The organism is Heyndrickxia sp. NPDC080065 (assembly GCF_050281185.1).
Taxonomy (GTDB): domain Bacteria; phylum Bacillota; class Bacilli; order Bacillales; family Bacillaceae_C; genus Heyndrickxia.
Map to the genome: position 1 here is coordinate 115,801 of NZ_JBNNWS010000006.1, position 18,396 is coordinate 134,196.

The 18,396-nt window shown below is 37.4% G+C and carries 13 protein-coding genes and 1 pseudogene; all 14 read left to right on the top strand.

What is annotated here, in order from left to right; translation table 11 throughout:
• Positions 1–336, top strand: a pseudogene (locus ACQKP0_RS08655) (glucosaminidase domain-containing protein); the annotation flags it as partial.
• A 348-nt stretch (positions 337–684) separates the two neighbouring features.
• The gene (locus ACQKP0_RS08660) at positions 685–1,425 is read left to right on the top strand and encodes a thermonuclease family protein (protein WP_427405427.1); all 741 of its coding nucleotides are present in this window, start codon (positions 685–687) and stop codon (positions 1,423–1,425) included.
• 590 nt (positions 1,426–2,015) lie between these two features.
• Positions 2,016–2,921, top strand: coding sequence for a DMT family transporter (locus ACQKP0_RS08665; protein WP_427405428.1), 906 nt, complete (start codon positions 2,016–2,018; stop codon positions 2,919–2,921).
• A gap of 188 nt (positions 2,922–3,109) precedes the next feature.
• Positions 3,110–4,060 (top strand): serine hydrolase domain-containing protein, encoded by a 951-nt coding sequence (locus ACQKP0_RS08670; protein WP_427405429.1) that lies wholly within the window; start codon positions 3,110–3,112, stop codon positions 4,058–4,060.
• Between the two features lie 59 nt (positions 4,061–4,119).
• Complete coding sequence (locus ACQKP0_RS08675; RefSeq protein WP_427405430.1) at positions 4,120–4,425, top strand: nucleotidyltransferase family protein; 306 nt, start codon at positions 4,120–4,122, stop codon at positions 4,423–4,425.
• Positions 4,409–4,759, top strand: a complete 351-nt coding sequence (locus tag ACQKP0_RS08680; RefSeq protein ID WP_427405431.1) for a HepT-like ribonuclease domain-containing protein — start codon at positions 4,409–4,411, stop codon at positions 4,757–4,759. The genes ACQKP0_RS08675 and ACQKP0_RS08680 overlap by 17 nt, the downstream gene beginning before the upstream one ends.
• A gap of 435 nt (positions 4,760–5,194) precedes the next feature.
• Complete coding sequence (locus ACQKP0_RS08685) at positions 5,195–7,909, top strand: alpha-mannosidase (RefSeq protein WP_427405432.1); 2,715 nt, start codon at positions 5,195–5,197, stop codon at positions 7,907–7,909.
• Positions 7,906–9,237: a glycoside hydrolase family 125 protein gene (locus tag ACQKP0_RS08690; protein WP_427405433.1), complete on the top strand. Its 1,332-nt coding sequence runs from the start codon at positions 7,906–7,908 to the stop codon at positions 9,235–9,237. Before ACQKP0_RS08685 ends, ACQKP0_RS08690 begins: the two co-directional genes overlap by 4 nt.
• A gap of 36 nt (positions 9,238–9,273) precedes the next feature.
• On the top strand, positions 9,274–9,888 hold the full coding sequence (locus ACQKP0_RS08695; protein ID WP_427405434.1) for a YesL family protein: 615 nt from the start codon (positions 9,274–9,276) through the stop codon (positions 9,886–9,888).
• A 167-nt stretch (positions 9,889–10,055) separates the two neighbouring features.
• Positions 10,056–13,166 carry an alpha-mannosidase gene (locus tag ACQKP0_RS08700; RefSeq protein WP_427405435.1) on the top strand — a complete coding sequence of 1,037 codons (3,111 nt, stop codon included), beginning with the start codon at positions 10,056–10,058 and terminating at the stop codon, positions 13,164–13,166.
• 224 nt (positions 13,167–13,390) lie between these two features.
• A complete protein-coding gene (locus ACQKP0_RS08705) occupies positions 13,391–14,320 on the top strand; it encodes an ABC transporter permease (RefSeq protein ID WP_427405436.1) in 930 nt (309 codons plus the stop codon).
• Positions 14,321–14,491: 171 nt separating this feature from the next.
• On the top strand, positions 14,492–15,352 hold the full coding sequence (locus tag ACQKP0_RS08710; protein ID WP_427405571.1) for a carbohydrate ABC transporter permease: 861 nt from the start codon (positions 14,492–14,494) through the stop codon (positions 15,350–15,352).
• Between the two features lie 171 nt (positions 15,353–15,523).
• The gene (locus tag ACQKP0_RS08715; RefSeq protein WP_427405437.1) at positions 15,524–16,978 is read left to right on the top strand and encodes an ABC transporter substrate-binding protein; all 1,455 of its coding nucleotides are present in this window, start codon (positions 15,524–15,526) and stop codon (positions 16,976–16,978) included.
• A gap of 144 nt (positions 16,979–17,122) precedes the next feature.
• Positions 17,123–17,287 (top strand): hypothetical protein, encoded by a 165-nt coding sequence (locus ACQKP0_RS08720; protein WP_427405575.1) that lies wholly within the window; start codon positions 17,123–17,125, stop codon positions 17,285–17,287.
• Positions 17,288–18,396 lie beyond the last annotated feature (1,109 nt).

Below are 18,396 nucleotides of genomic sequence, written 5' to 3' on the forward strand. Positions count from 1 at the left end.
AAGAGCAGTGGAGTCAAGCAAACGGGCTGGCTGAAAGACGGAAAGAAATGGTACTACCTCGATAAGAGCAGTGGAGTCAAGCAAACAGGCTGGCTAAAAGATGGAAAGAAATGGTACTACCTCGATAAGAGCAGTGGAGCCAAGCAAACGGGCTGGCTAAAAGACGGAAAGAAATGGTATTACCTCGATAAGAGCAGTGGAGCCAAGCAAACAGGCTGGCTAAAAGACGGAAAGAAATGGTACTACCTCGATAAGAGCGGTGTTATGCAAACTGGTTGGGTAACGATTTCCGGAAAACAATACTTCTTCAATAGTAGTGGAGTATGGGTAAAATAATCCGGAATGGGACACAGGGTCAGGTCCTTTGTCCCGTGTTGGAAAAGATCTGTAGAGAAAAATCTCTATGGATTTTTTCTTTTTTGGGGATAAATAACATAGGTAAGGGATAGTTCTGTAACTTAATTAATCATTTAAAAAAACGATCACAAGCTAGATATGAAGCTTGGATTCAGAACATAAGATTCTTGAAGGATGAGAAGCAGGACAAGTAGTAGAAATGTTCCCCTAAAATTAAGTAATTTTAGTTCGAAAAATTACCAACAATTACCGATCCACTTTCTTCCAGTAGCATGGTATCATATACAAGCGTTTGAAAATGTATCCAATATATAAAGGGGAATTCCAATGAAAAAACTGTTATCAATCTTTTCTATGATTACAATCGTAATGATTATGGTTGCCCTGTTTCCTAATCAATCTTTTGCACATAAGGGAGCACTAGATAAGCTCGGCGGCCATTTTCGTAACTCAAACTGTCACTACTTATTACATAAACCTACGAAACTAGCGAAAACAGCTAAAACGAAAGCAGAGTTAGTGTCACTGGTTAAAAAATATAGTAGCAATAAATGTAAAAACTCTTTAACTACATCAAAACTAGAATTAGAAGGTTACAAATTGCAGACTGGATCATCTACTGCAAAATCAAAGCCTAAGAAGTCCAATACTTCTTCATCTGCAATAAAGCTTCATAAAAAATACAATGCAACATTGTATAAGTGTGTTGATGGGGATACCGCACATTTTAAAGTGAATGGCAAAGTATATAAAACACGTTTCTTATTCATAGACACACCAGAAAGTACAATTAAGAAAGAACCATATGGCAAGACCGCAAGCAAATACACTTGCAATCTACTTAAAAAAGCAAAGAAAATTCAATTAGAAACAGATGGTAAGAGCTTATATGATAAATACAATCGTTTACTAGCCTGGGTCTGGGTAGATGGAAAACTTCAACAGGAAAAGATTACAAAAGCTGGCTTAGTCAAAAAGTTTTATGACTACGGCAATTACAAATACGAAAACAAAATTCGCACCGCAATGACATATGCAAAGAAACACCACAAAGGTATGTATAAGTAAGTGGGACATGGTTCTTTGTCCGGGACATGGGGTCGGGTCCACTGTCCCAGATTGCTCTATAGAGACACATTCTCTATAGGGCTTTTCTTTTTTGGGGGATTCATAAGTATCTAATACCAAACTACAATAGCCGATAAGAAAATATCGGAGGAATCTGAACAAGTTGCTCTTAAGAAGGGAACGCACTAAAAAGAAGGTCACACAAATCAAACCAAAAAAGCAAAAAAACTTGATGGAGAAGGATGAAAACAAGGCTGGAACGAAAACCCTATTTTTTATTGAGCAAGCGAAGAAATTAATAAGTAATAATTATCTAAAAATTATAGACAATTATGTACGAGTGATATATAGTAGTTAATACGATAACTACCATTATGGAAGATCAAGAAATCATCAAATTACAATCATATGACTTTCAAAATATGAGTGTAAAATCACAAATGCATTCGATCCTGAAAAAATAGATGAGCTTTGGAAGGTGCGAAAAGATTTAATTCATGCCATGAAAAGAAAAAGCAGATTAACATGAAGCTGTTTTTTTATCACAAAATTGTAGTTCTCATAATTCTAATTACTTTGGAGGTAAGTTGATGTATGCAAAACTAAAATTTGCCGTCTCCATGGCAATATTCGGTTCAATCGGTTTATTTTCAATAAAAACAGGACTCCCGTCAATCGAATTAGTATTTGTGCGCTGCCTCTGTGCAAGCATTCTTTTAGGAGCAATATGGGGTTTTCACACATTAAAAACTAAACAGCAGAGTAAAACTTCTATACCCCGTCGGGAATATTTACTTGCATTACTCTGTGGTGTTTTTCTTATCATAAACTGGGTCTTTTTCTTTCACTCTATTGAATTAATGCCCATTACTGTGGCGATATCCATTTATCATTTAGCACCTGTTATTGTCCTTCTCCTAGGTTCTTTTATTTTTAAAGAAAAATTAACTGGAATAGGATTGATCTTTTTCTTTATTTGCTTTTTAGGAACATTGTTAGTTGGAGGGATTCACCAACATACAACTGTTGCTGGCTTTTTATCGACAGGTGTTCTATGGGCATTTGCAGCAGCACTCTTCTATGCTCTTACTTCACTTACGGGAAAAGGAATTCAAATACTCAGTCCGTTGTTAACCACCGTTATTCAAACAGGTCTAGGTGTCTTATTATTGTCTCCATTAGTGGAATGGTCAAATTTTGCGCATCTCACCATTGAGAATTGGCTCTATATCATTTTTACTGGATTTATTCATACAGGATTTGTATACTATTTATTTTTCAGCAGTTTACGAGAATTAAAGGCTCAAACCATTGCTATATTAGTCTTTGTGGATCCGATAGTTGCAATTCTACTAGATGTCACAATTCTAAACTACCATCCCGATATCTACCAGATACTCGGAATTCTTCTCGTGTTTGTGGGGATCAGTTATTCTCCGAAAAAAGAAGTGGCTCCGTCCTGGGACACAGGGTCAGATCCCACGTCCCAGGTATAGACACAAAAGCCGCATTTGATTGTTGGCTTTTGTTCTATTCCACGATTATATTGAATGGTCCCCTTCAAACCTTTCTCTCGTTAAAGTTTTTCTTGGTCTGGGACAGTGGACCAGACCCTGCGTCCCAGAAAAAAGAAGGTCATTTTAATATTCTGTAAGAATATTAAAAGTGAAAGGGGGAGAACGAATTGTCTCAAATACTCGAGGTTAATAGCAACGAACTAAAACAAGAACTACTAAAGTTAGAAAAGAAACTAAAAAAGGTAAAAATCGAAGCGTTTATAATAAATAATGGAAAGGATCGGTTTTTTGAGTATCTGAAGAATAAGAAGATACAAGAAAAACCAACCAAAGTTTATTCTGTTACAAAGACGATTATTTCTATTTTAATAGGAATTCTGGTTGATAAAGGGATGATTAAAGATATCCACGTTCCTATCTATCACTTTTTCCCGCAATTATTACAATCGAGCGAAAGCCGGAAAAAAGAAATTTCTATCTATCATTTACTTACGATGACTTCTGGACTTGGTACAGGTAATTTTCAAGGGGCGAATAATTGGATTGATTTTATATTAAAACAGCCTATTACTGAGGATCCTGGAACTACCTTTCGCTATAATTCTGGAGACTCTCATTTACTAAGTGCCATAATCAATAAAGTTTCAGGCTTGCCAACGGCAGTTTTTGCAGAAGAGAATCTGTTTCATCCATTGGGATTTAAAAATTATATTTGGGTAAAGGATCCGCAGGGGATTCATGGCGGTGGGTTCAGCCTATCGATGAACATCGAAGATATGATGAAAATTGGTTTGTTGCTATTACAAGATGGAAAATTTGCCAACAAACAAATTGTATCTTCCGATTGGATTAAACAAGCTCAAGCTCCCTATAAATCTGTGAATTCATCAGAAAATGGGGAATACGGGTATGGATATCAGATTTGGACTTATAAGAATAATACAATTGATAATCCAATAGATTTCTTTTATGCGAATGGGATATATGGACAGTACATTTTTGTTGTTCCAAAATTAAACATCGTAGCCGTTGCAAAAAGCCAACTGCAAAGTGAAAAACAATCCTTGCCAGCATTATATTTTCAAGATTTTTTGCGAGGTTTAGAAACATTAGAATAAAAAAATATAGAAATGCTATAATGGAAGTAACGAATAAAGAGATAATGGCGGTGATTACTATGTTATCGCAGCAGGAAATCCTAGATGAATTATCAAAAAATCTAAATACATGGAAAGAAAAATATGGTGTGAAGCGAATCGGACTGTTTGGCTCGTATAGCCGTGGTGAACAAAATGACTTTAGTGATATTGATGTGTTAGTGGAATTTGTGGATAATAAATTATCTTTTGATAACTATATGGATTTAAAGTTTAATCTTGAAGATCGATTTCAGAAGCCCATTGATCTGGTTATTTTGGATGATATTAAGCCAGCGTTAAAGACAAGTATTCTAAGGAGTGCTAAGTATGCAGAGGGAGCCTAAAGTATTTTTGGAGGATATTTTATCTTCTGCAATTAAAGTTGAGAAATATACCAGAGGGCTGTCTTTCGAGGATTTTATTGATAACGATTTAGTGTATGATGCGGTTATAAAGAATATTTTAGTGATAGGAGAAGCTACAAAAAACATTCCAAAAGATATAAGACAATCTAATCCTCACATCGAATGGAGAAAGATGGCCGGTATGAGAGATATGATGATTCATGGTTATTTCTCCATTAATTTCCAAATTATATGGGATGTAGTTCAAAACAAAATCCCGGAGTTTAAGCAGCAGATCGAGCAACTGCTAAGTGAATTGGATACGAATTCGTAGAGTTTATATTTGATACCTGCTACTCCAAAATATATGCCGTATATGTAGAATCGGAGCGTCGCTATTAGCTTACTAATTCTTATAACTGAATCAACGGTGGGACACGGTCCCACGTCCCAAATATAGACAAAAAAATCCAACATTTAATTGTTGGATTTTTTTCTTTTCTACGATTATTACGAATGCCCCCCCACAAACCTTTCTCTTTTTATAGTTATTCTTTTCCTGGGACAGTGGACCTGGTCCAGCGTCCCTGACCGGACCTCTCATCCCTAAATGTACTAATTTTATATACACTGTAATATCTTTATGACTTACCCATATTCTATTGCTACTCTAGGTAAATTTTTTTATTGTTAATAGTGGGAGTATTCAATCAAAAATAAAATGACAGCGTTTTCTCGCTGTATAAATAGATGAAGGAGGGGAAGTCTTGTGAGGAAGACGGCCCATATAATATCCCATTCCCATTGGGATAGAGAGTGGTATTTGCCATTTGAGAAACATCGCTATTACTTTATTAAGCTTATGAATAATCTAATAGATCAGTTCAAAAAGGAAGGAAATGCTTTTCAATCGTTTCATCTAGATGGGCAAACGGTTCTGTTAGAAGATTATTTTGCTGTTCATCCGGAAAATCGGGAAATCGTTAAACAATTGATCGAAGAGAAAAAACTATATATTGGACCTTGGTATGTGCTTCAGGATGCATTTTTAACAAGCTCTGAAGCAAATGTTCGGAATTTATTGATCGGCATGAATGATACGAAAGCATATGGGCATGTATCAAAAATTGGCTATTTTCCTGATACATTTGGTATTTACGGTCAGGCTCCCCAGCTTTTAAAACAGGCAGGCATTGATACGGCTGCATTTGGAAGAGGCGTAAAGCCGACTGGATTTAATAACACAGTGTCAGACACCCCTAGCTTTGAATCTCCTTTTTCCGAGATGATTTGGAAATCGCCTGATGGTTCTAGTGTTTTAGGGATATTATTTGCGAATTGGTATTCAAACGGAAATGAAATCCCGGTGGATGAAGAAGAAGCGAAAGCCTTCTGGAATCAAAAGCTTCAAGATGCAGAAAAATATGCGTCTACCAATCAATTATTGTTTATGAATGGCTGCGATCACCAGCCGCTGCAAAAAACGATCCCTAAGGCCATTGAAACGGCATCTGACCTCTTTTCTGATTATACTTTTAAGCATTCAAGTTTTGACGAATATACAGAGGATTTAAAAAGGGATCTTCCTTCGACGCTTCAAGTAATTGAAGGAGAACTACGAAATCAGCGGACAGATGGATGGTCCACTCTCGTCAATACTGCGTCAAGCCGTATTTACTTAAAGCAATGGAATAACCGATGTCAAACTCTTTTGGAAAAAATTGCTGAACCACTCGCCTCTTTTGTCCATTTAGCAGGTGGATCATACCCGCGTGAATATATTCGCTTTATGTGGAAATCCTTGATGAAAAATCACCCGCATGACAGCATTTGCGGCTGCAGTATAGATGAGGTTCACCGTGAAATGGTCAGCCGCTTTGAAAGTGTCTCCCATATGGGAGAAGTGTTTGTGCAGGAACAAGCAGCAGAGCTTGCCCTTGCTGTTGATACATCGCAAACACCGGATGGGGGCATTCCTCTTGTTGTTATGAATACTACTGGGTGGAACAAAGACGAGGTTGTTTCAAAACTAGTTGATCTTGAAAGAGTGTATTTTTCACAAATGCACTTTGAAGAAATTCCGGCATATTTGCAGGATAAAGAGACGCCTGCATACAAGTTGGTGGATGATGAAGGCAATGCTGTCGAATTTCATCTTGAGAATCCTTCGGTCGAATTTGGCTATGATTTACCTAACGATAAATTCCGCCAGCCATTTTTTGCAAAGCGGGCAAAGCTATCATTTTATGCAGAGAGGATTCCATCATTCGGATACAAGACCTTCTACCTTGTTCCTGAAGATCAACCGAAAGTGGAGCAATGTGTTTCAACCTCAGTTCAAGGACTACAAATGGAAAATGAATATGTTCACTTACTGTTCCATGAAGATGGGACATATGATATCACGCATAAGGAAACAGGTCATACGTTTTACGGTCTAGGCATATACGAAGACACAGGGGATGCCGGTAACGAATATATGTTTAAGGAAGCGACAGGACATGCCGCGATCACAACAAAAGATGTAAAAGCGCAATTTAACATTTTGGAAAGAAGTGCACTACGAACCGTTCTTGAGTTTACCCACACATTATCGATCCCGGTTTCTGCGGACGAGCGATTACAAATGGAGCGTCATACACTCATATGGCATAAGGAAAGAAAAGCGGGCAGATCCAGTGAAATGACCACCCTTTCGCTTAGAACCGTTGTTACTCTCGAAAAAGGAATGAAGGGGCCATCCTTTAAGCTCTTTATCGATAATCAATCAAAGGATCATCGTTTGCGTGTGCTATTCCCTACAGGACTTCAGGCAGATACACATAAGGCTGACAGTGTTTTTGAGATTGTAAATCGCCCCAATACTCCGGAGAAGGAGTGGGAAAATCCGAGCTTTTGTCATCACCAGCAGCGATTTGCAAGCCTAGCGGATGACAAGAATGGGCTGACAATTGCTACGGATGGTCTTCAAGAATACGAAATCTTGCAAAAAGATGGAACGATAGCGGTAACTGTGCTTCGTTCAGTTGCGGAGCTTGGTGACTGGGGGGACTTCCCTACACCTGAAGCACAATGCTTAGGAATCCAGACAGCGGAATGGCAAGTTCTTTCCCATGAAAAAGATGTCATTACATCAAAAGCATATGTGGATGCTTATCAATACAAAGTCCCACTAATGGTTATTCAGACCACCTCCCATGAAGGCACATTGCCGGGAACACATCAGTTTGTGGACTGGGAGTCAAATGGACTTGTATGGTCGTCAATGAAAGTGGCAGAAGAGCATGATGACGTAATGATTCGTTGGTTTAATCCTGCAGGAACAAGTGAAAGTCTTAAGGCTTCCGTTCATCCTGATTTTGCATCCTATAAAAGTACGATTCTTGAAGAAAAAACAAGAGAATCAAAGGACCTATATAACATAGAAGGCTATGAAATTATCACACTCGGTTTTCGTAATATGAGAGAGGAGAAAGTAAAATGACGTCAAAACTTCCAGAATCGATGCAAAAGCTAATCAATCATGTAAAGGAATACTTTCCACATGATGAAAAACTGAACCTAATGTTTGAACAATGTTTTGTGAATACGTACGAAACAACGATGAAAAAACAAGAAGATGGAAAAACTTTTGTCATTACAGGAGATATTCCTGCGATGTGGTTAAGAGATTCAGCCGCACAAGTAAGACCTTATTTACTTGCAGCCGAAGAAGATGAGGAAATAGCTGATTTATTGGAAGGGGTTATTCGCCAACACTATGCTTTTATCTTACATGACCCTTATGCCAATGCTTTCAATGAAACAGCAAATGGCAAGGGACATCAAACGGACCTTACAAAGATGACCCCTCATATTTGGGAACGAAAATACGAAATTGATTCCTTGTGCTATCCTTTGCAGCTTGCCTATTTATTTTGGAAGTCAACAGGACGTACATCTCATATAAATGAAACGTTCCAACATGTGATCGAAACAATTATTAAAGTGTGGCGGTCAGAGCAAGATCATGAAAATCATTCTTCCTACCGCTTTGAACGTGAAGATGTTCGCCAGTCAGATACGTTAATTCGCAATGGAAAGGGTGGTCGTGTTGTTCCCAACGGGATGACATGGAGCGCTTTCCGTCCTAGCGATGATGCCTGCACGTACGGTTATCTTGTACCAGCTAATATGTTTGCTGTTGTCGTCTTAGGCTACGCTGCTGAAATGTGTGATGAAGTTCTTAACCATTCTTCATTAAAAGCGGAATGCTTAAAGCTTCGTGAAGAAATTCAAAACGGTATTGAGCAATATGCGAAGCTGGATCACCCTATTTATGGCGACATGTATGTGTACGAAGCAGATGGGGAAGGCAGAGTTAATTTAATGGATGATGCGAATGTTCCGAGCTTACTTTCTGCTCCATATTTAGGATATTTACCATACAAGGATTCGACCTATTTAAATACGCGCTCTTTCCTTTTGAGCAGGGATAATCCTTATTATTATGAAGGAAAATATGCGAATGGAATTGGAAGTCCACACACTCCTGATCATTACATTTGGCATATTGCTCTTGCTATTCAAGGGATGACAACGACAAATGAAGCGGAAAAACAGGAAATTTTAGCTTATTTTAAAAATACAGATGGCGGGACAAATTTTATGCACGAAGGATTTAATGCAGATTGCCCTGAAGAATTTACAAGAGACTGGTTTGCATGGGCGAACACGATGTTTAGTGAGTTTGTGTTAAGTCTTACTGGGAAAGCAGTTAAAGGAAGTCCGCTGTATCATCAATTAATGAAAAACAAAAGCATGGAAGCTTAAGAAAAATTCCAGGTCATTTGAAAGGGGGATGACGTAATGAAAAAAGGTCATTGGATGGTCGAAATTAGTAATATTGTTTGGAGGGTGGTTTTGGCGAATTTGTGCTGGATTGCCTTTACCCTCCTAGGGTTAGGAATTTTGGGCTTTTTCCCAGCGACTGTTGCCCTTTTTACCATTGTTCGGAAATGGCTGAAGAAAGATACAGATATATCTGTATGGAGGACATTTAAGCAAGTTTATTTTAAAGAGTGGAAAAGAAGTAATGGAATTGGCCTTGTTTTTTACATCATTGGCCTATTTCTCTTTCTTGATATACGAATTGTAGACGGGATCATGACGGGAGTCTTTTCTAGCTTTCTTTCAATCCTCCTTTACTTTCTCGCATTTCTATTTCTATTGTCTGTTGGGTATTTCTTTGCCATTTATGTTCATTTCGAGTTATCAAATAAAGAATATATCAAACAATCATTTCTATTTGCAGTGACAAGTTTACCATCAACAATATGGATTGGAGCGGGATTCTGTGTTACTGGCTATCTAATATGGAGGTTTCCAGGCTTAATACCTCTTATTTCTGCCGTTGCTCCTGCCTACTGGATGATGAAGGTCTGCCTGAATCGATTTACCCTTTTAGAGAAAAGAGCAGCATAAATTAAATAAGAATTAATAATGTGAAACGGGAGGGGCATGAACATGAAACTCAACTTAATGGGAGATATGTCATCGGTTTCAGATTTTTGACTTTTATGATCAAATGAAATCCATCCTAAATAAATTAGAAACAATCCAAACCAAAACGACCAAATGGGGTGAAAAAATTGTTTTTAGCCGAAAGAAAATTTGAATCGCGGATAAGAGAATTGGAAAGTTACCGATATCGTGATTGCGTCACAATTGATCAATTTTTTACACAGGAAGATGACGGGGAGGTAGGCGCTTATCCTCCATCTGTATATGATGAAAAAGAAGTGATGAAAATTGGCGACTATTGGAAGGGCCGCGATCGTTATATTTGGCTCCATGTAGATGTAGATCATCACTTGTCATTTATCGATCAACAAGCGGTGGGTCTTTTCTCATTCGGAAAAACCGGCGGGGGGAATAATTCAGGATTTGAATCATTACTATTTGTAAATGGAAAACCGTATCAAGGTGTTGATTCCAATCATGAGGAAGTCCTCTTTGATGAACAAGTCGCTAAGGGGCCGATGAGTTTAGATTTCAGACTCTGGTCTGGACTTGAGGGTGGAGGCGTTCCGATTGAAAATGAATTTAAACTTGAGATGGCCAAAATTGGCTGGCTTGATAAACGGGTGGATAATTTATATTATACCCTTCTGGCAGCTTACGAAGTGTTAATGGAAACGAATGAGGCAGAGTCAGTCTATACGATTTTGAAAAAGGTTATTTCTGAAGCTTTACAACTAATAAATTGGACGGAACCAGGAAGTAATGAATTTTATCATTCCTGTTATGAAGCTGATGCAAGTCTTACAGAGGCCATTAAGTCAATCAAGCATTCATCAGATATTACTATACATACTGTTGGTCATACCCATATTGATGTTGCCTGGCTCTGGAGGTTAAGAAATACAAGAGAGAAATCGGCTCGTTCCTTTTCAACGGTATTACATTTAATGAAACAATATCCTGAATATCTATTCTTACAAACACAGCCACAGCTTTATGATTATATCAAAACTGATTATCCTGACATTTATGAACAAATGAAGGAAAGAATTGCTGAAGGAAAGTGGGAAGCTGGCGGCGCGATGTGGCTGGAGGCTGACTGTAATATTCCAAGTGGTGAGTCCCTTGTCCGGCAAATTTTACATGGAAAAGCCTTCTTCAAAGAAGAGTTTGGGGTGGATTGTCACTACTTATGGCTGCCCGATGTTTTCGGTTACAGTTGGGCACTTCCGCAAATCTTAAAAAAATCAGGTATAAACACGATGATGACAACGAAGATTAGTTGGAATCAATATAACCGGATGCCGCATGATACCTTTTACTGGAAGGGGATCGATGGAACAGAGATCCTAACACATTTTATTACAACGCCTGAACCATGGAACTCCCCAGATTCCTGGTTCTATACGTATAATGGCTATATCACAGCAAAAACGGTTAAAGGAGCTTGGAAAGGTTATCGTGATAAGGAACTTTCAAACGATGTCCTTCTTTCATATGGTTATGGTGATGGGGGCGGCGGTGTAAATCGTCATATGCTCGAAATGAGAAGAAGATTCGATCAATTACCAGGGATGCCGAATGTGAAAACTTCAACAGCTGGAGAATTTTTTGAAAGGCTTCATAAAAATATAGAGGAATCTAGCGGTTATATTCATAAATGGGATGGTGAACTATACCTTGAATACCATCGAGGTACCTATACGAGCCAGGCATTTATGAAAAAGATGAATCGAAAATTGGAGCTTTTGTATAGAAGAGTAGAATTCTTATCTTCTTGGATTTCCGAAAATGGAGATTGGATTGGACAGGAAGAACTTAAAAATGGTTGGAAAATTATTTTAAGAAATCAATTTCATGATATTATTCCTGGTTCATCCATTCATGAAGTATATGAAGATGCTAAGGAAGAATACGAGGAAGCTTTACAAATAGTAAATAAGTTGGAAGCACATGTGATAAATAGCGGAATAGAACAGGCGGACCATTCTGTGGTTTTATTTAACTCTACACATCATCAAGGTAAGAAAAATGTGATGATTCCACATTTTACTGATTATGAAACGGGGATTTGGAAAAGCAATGATGGATCGGTGTTAAACCATCAAAAACGCCATAATGGCTGGCTGGTTGAAGTGGATACCCTTCCATCCTTTGGAGCAAAAACCGTATATTTTGAACCGATTGAATTTGTGAAGGAAACAAAATCAAATTTTATTTATTCGAACAGGAAATTAGAAACGCCATTTTATCTTATTGAGTGGAATGAATTTGGCCAAATGACAACCATCTATGATAAGGAAGCAAAACGTCATGTTCTCGCTGAAAATCAAGTTGGGAATGTTCTTCAAATTTTTGAAGATAAACCACTTGCACATGATGCATGGGATATTGATATTTTCTATCAAGAAAAAATGGAAGAAATCCGTCATTTAGTCGAATTTGAAGTAGTGGAAAATGGTGAGCTTACATTTACGATTCACCTCAAGTGGGAGTACCATCATTCTGATATTTCCCAGCGTATAGTATTCTATCAAAATGATCGCCGAATTGATTTTGAAACGAATGTGAATTGGCATGAAAAAAGAAAATTGCTTAAGGCCGCATTTCCTGTGGATGTTCGAACAACGGAGGCAACATATGATATTCAATTTGGAAATGTAAAACGTCCAACACATTGGAATACAAGTTGGGATATGGCAAAATTTGAATCGGTTGGACACCAATGGGCAGATCTATCAGAACCGGATTACGGGGTAAGCTTATTGAACGATTCCAAATATGGGTATGACATAAAAGAAAATACGCTACGTTTAACATTATTAAAATCAGCCATTCATCCTGATCCGCAAGCTGATCAAGGAGCACATACTTTTGTCTACTCACTATACCCGCATATTGGGGATTGGCGGCAAGCGAGAACGGTAGAAAAAGCATGGGATTTGAATGACCCAATATTTGCTGCAGTAGGAAGATGGACAAAAGAAGAGTCATTTATTCAAACGGATTCAGACCATATTTGGATTGATGCGATCAAGCCAGCCTACGATGGTAATGGGATCATTGTCCGTTTACATGAGTATGAAGGACGTAGAGGGAAGGTGGCTCTAAACGTTCAGAAAAACATAGAATCATGGGTTGAAACGAATTTGATGGAAGAACCGATTGCTGAAGAATCAAAATCACCGATTGAGTTAGAAATCAAACCGTATGAAATTAAGACGATCAGAATTTTATAGTAGAAAAAATAAGACCGACTGTATCATTACAGTCGGTTATTTTGTCATTTATACGATTAAACATATGGTAGTAGTAAATGATCATACATGGTTTAAATGGTGGTTATCTGAGAATTTCTAAGATTTTTGCACTTAATCCAAAATAAGTCAACTATAAATAGATTTATTCCAGCTATAAAATATATTTATGGAAGTGCTTACATTTTTGAGAGAGGAGGGGAAATATGAAAGTAATGGTGAGGAATATTTATAAAAATCGAATTTGGTTGCTTATGGTTTTACCCGGCACCATTTGGTTACTATTATTCTCTTACTTGCCCATGTTTGGACAAATTTTAGCCTTCAAGAAATTTAGGATCGATCCGGATGGCTTTTTTGCCAGCGTCATTCATAGTGAATGGGTCGGATGGGATAACTTTAAATATTTATTTAGCACGAATGATGCTTTTCTTATTACAAGAAATACAATCTTATATAATCTTATATTTATTTTTTTAGGACTTGTGGCAGCGGTTACAACAGCAATTTTACTAAGTGAGTTAGTAAATAAGAGATTATCGAAGTTTTATCAGACAGGAATGTTGTTCCCGCATTTTATTTCTTGGGTTATCGGCAGCTATTTTGTGTTTGCTTTCTTAAGTGCAGATCGTGGTCTATTAAATAATATCCTTGGTTGGTTCCATATAGATCCAATATCGTGGTATAACGAGCCAAGCTATTGGCCATATATTCTCGTATTTATGAGCTTGTGGAAAGGTGTCGGATATGGCAGTATCGTTTATTTAGCAGCGATCGTTGGTATTGATCGAACATATTATGAGGCTGCTATGATCGATGGTGCGTCAAAATGGAAGCAGATTAAGCATGTCACATTACCTATGATTAAGCCACTTATGATTATCTTAACCATCATGAATCTTGGTAGAATATTTAACTCGGATTTCGGATTGTTTTATCAAGTACCAAGAGATTCAGGGGCCTTATATCCCGTTACCAATGTTATTGATACATTCGTATACCGTGGTCTTATGAGCTTAGGGGATATTGGTATGAGTACAGCAGCAGGTCTTTATCAGTCGGTTGTTGGTTTCGTTTTAGTCATTATAACGAATTACATAGTAAGAAAAATTGATGAGGAAAGTGCCTTGTTTTAATGTTGGATGTTTCACGAAGGGAGGGAAGGTCGCCTGGCGGCTAAATATATGCCAAATAAACATGATAATGCACAAACACCTATCGTTATATCCCAACCAATAGAGAGTAGAGGACTTAAAGTTAAAAGAAAGAAGACTAGAAATCATCACAACCTTCACCCGGTCACAAATATGATTGTTAGTGTGCTGTTAGGTATTTTTACATTGATGTGTGTCTTCCCCTTTATCTATGTTATTGTTATTTCCTTTACAAGTGAAGAAAGTATTGTCAGAAATGGATTTGAAATTATCCCAAAAGCTTGGAGTCTCGATGCGTATCATTACTTATGGAATGTGAAAGAGCAATTACTCCATTCTTACGGCGTAACTCTTTTTATTACGATTGTTGGAACGATTATTAGTGTGTTGATGATTTCCTTTTATTCTTATGCAATTTCAAGACCCCAATTTAAATATAGAAGATTTTTCACCTTCCTTGCATTCTTTACATTGCTTTTCAATGGAGGTTTAGTTCCAACTTACATTGTTGTAACTCAATTTTTACACTTAAAAAATACAATTTGGGCATTAATCTTACCACTAGCCATGAATGCCTTTTATATTATCATCATGAGAACATTCTTTATAAAATCTGTCCCAGAAACCATTTTAGAATCTGCAAGAATTGATGGGGCAAGTGAATGGAGAATCTTTTTCCAAATCGTTTTTCCACTTTCATTACCAGGGATTGCAACGATTGCTTTGTTTAGTACATTAGGCTATTGGAATGATTGGTTTAATGCATTACTCTATATTGATGAACCAAATTTAGTACCACTCCAATCCTTACTTATGAAAATAGAAGCAAACCTTGAATTTATGAGACAAAATGTTGAAATTAGTTTAATGCAGCAAAGTTTATTTAAAACCATTCCGCAGGATTCAGCAAAAATGGCCATGGTCGTTATCGCCACTTTACCAATAGCAGTCTCTTACCCGTTCTTCCAAAAGTATTTTATTAGCGGACTGACTATCGGCGGCGTTAAAGAATAGGTTTTGTTGATGGTTATTCTTGGTAGAATGACCTGAGTGGCATGCTTGAAGCGATTTCTATACGAAGTATAACTAGCTGAAAGTATGCTTCAAAGGACTTTATCAGAATGAACAGCATTGTTTAACAAAGCCAAAGATAAAAAAGTAAAAAAACAAAGGGGAGAAGTAGAGATGAAGAAAAGGTTATTATTATTCTTTGCATTCGTTTTAACCATTGGAACGATCCTGTCTGCATGTACCAGTAAAGAGAGTTCAACTTCAGACAAAGGCGGGAAAGGCGGTCAGCCATATGAAATTAAGTGGTATACAATTGGTACTCCGCAAAAAGACACAGATAAAGTATTTGCCGAAGTAAATAAATATTTAAAGAAGAAAATTAATGCCACAGTTAAAATGACGCAAATTGACTGGGGAGATTGGGATCAAAAAAGTCAAGTAATCATCAATTCTGGAGAATCTTTTGATATTACTTTTACTAACGGTACAAAATATGTTCAAAATGCTCAAAAAGGTGCTTTCTTGGCACTTGATGATTTGTTAAATAATGAAGGTAAAGACTTAAAAAATGTCATCGATCCAGCCCTTTTGGAGGGAAATAAGATTGATGGAAAAATATATGGTATTCCTACGAATAAAGAAGCGGCTAGACAAACTGTTTATACGTTTAATAAACGTCTTGTAGATAAGTACCACTTCGATATTACGAAAGTAAAAACGTTAGAAGATCTTGAACCAATGCTTAAAGTGATTAAAGAAAATGAACCTTCGATTACACCAATTGCAACATTTAAAGCTTATCTGCCATATGATTATATCTTTAATAATGAAATGCCATTTGGATTCCCAATTGAAGGCGACAGAGACCATGTAATTAATTTCTTTGAATCTGATTTAACTATGCAAACTTATAAAACGATGCATAGCTACTATAAAGCAGGATATCTAAAAGAAGATGCAGCAACAAGCAAAGATAGCTGGCCAATGGATGTAGAAAACTGGTTTGTCCGCATGGGTGATTCTGCGCCATATGCAGATTTACTGTGGACTCGTTCAGCAAAATATGAAGTTGTTTCTGCACCAGCTGAAGAACCAACCACTTTTAATGATTCTGTATCAGGTTCCATTCAGGCGATCTCAGCTACATCAAAAAATCCAAAAAAAGCAATGAAATTCTTAAACTTGCTTAACACAGACCCATACCTTCGTAACCTTGTTGACAAAGGAATTGAAGGGGTTCATTACGAAAAGAATTCTGACGGGACTATTAAAGATCTTCCAGCACGTGTAGATCAATATAATCTACCAACTTATTCTCTTGGAAACTTCTTCGTTTTATATTTATATGGAGATGATCCAAAAGATAAATGGGATAAATTCAAGGAGTTTAACGAATCTGCAAAACCGGCTCCAACTCTTGGTTTCCACTTTAACAGTGATCCAGTAAGAGCGGAAATTGCAGCGATTACGAATATCTCCAAGGAATTCTACCCAGCATTGGCAACAGGTTCGGTTGATCCAGAAGTATACTTGCCGAAATATAATAAAAAGTTGAAAGAAGCTGGAATTGACAAAGTTTTAACAGAAATTCAAAAGCAATTTGATGAATGGAAAAGCAAGCAAAAATAATGATTAATGAATCAAGCTGGGTGGAATTTACCAGCTTGATTTTATTTCATTCTATACCATTTTTCTAAAATTCAATATAATAGGATCAACGAAGAATTTTAAAGATATTTCATCGTGTTAAAATGAAAGGTTCTTTACGTAAATTTGGTCATCATCGCCCATAGACTTGCTACAATTCAAAACGCGGATCGAATTATCGTAGTCACTGAAGAAGGCATTGCTGAAGAAGGAACCCACAATGAATTAATAGCAAAAGACGGCATTTTCGCCAAGCTCCACCAAGTACAATATCAGCAACAAGGAGTTTAACTAAACTGACGCTTTTCTAATGTAGAAAAAACAATCAAAGTCGTGAGAATCTGCTTGTAAGACTATATTTTATTAGAGTGGCGGTTTATACAATTCTAGATCACAAAGAGTCCTGAGTAAGGTTAAAAAGGTACTTGATGTACTTCTACTGAGATGTACATCAAGAAGATAATTGCAACAAGCTTTACCAGAAAAGCGCGGAAAGAAGTAGATCAAGAGGGAAACCACAACAAGATCTACCAGAAAAACGTGGAAAGAAGTAGATCAAGAAGGAACCCGCAACAAGATCTACCAGAAAAACGCGGAAAGAAGTAGATCAAGAAGGGAACCACAACAAGATCTACCAGAAAAGCGTGGAAAGAAGTAGATCAAGAAGGGAACCACAACAAGATCTACCAGAAAAACGCGGAAAGAAGTAGATCAAGAGGGAAACCACAACAAGATCTACCAGAAAAACGCGGAAAAAAGTAGATCAAGAAGGAACCCACAACAAGATCTACCAGAAAAACGCGGAAAAAAGTAGATCAAGAAGGAACCCACAACAAGATCTACCAGAAAAACGTGGAAAGAAGTAGATCAAGAAGGAACCCACAACAAGATCTACCAGAAAAACGCGGAAAGAAGTAGATCAAGAAGGAAACCACAACAAGATCTACCAGAAAAACGCGGAAAGAAGTAGATCAAGAAGGAACCCGCAACAAGATCTACCAGAAAAACGCGGAAAGAAGTAGATCAAGAGGGAAATCGCAACAAGATCTACCAGAAAAACGCGGAAAGAAGTAGATCAAGAAGGAACCCGCAACAAGATCTACCAGAAAAGCGTGGAAAGAAGTAGATCAAGAAGGGAACCACAACAAGATCTACCAGAAAAACGCGGAAAGAAGTAGATCAAGAGGGAAACCACAACAAGATCTACCAGAAAAACGCGGGAAAAAGTAGATCAAGAAGGAAACCACAACAAGATCTACCAGAAAAACGTGGAAAGAAGTAGATCAAGAAGGAAACCACAACAAGATCTACCAGAAAAACGCGGAAAGAAGTAGATCAAGAAGGAACCCGCAACAAGATCTACCAGAAAAACGCGGAAAGAAGTAGATCAAGAGGGAAAT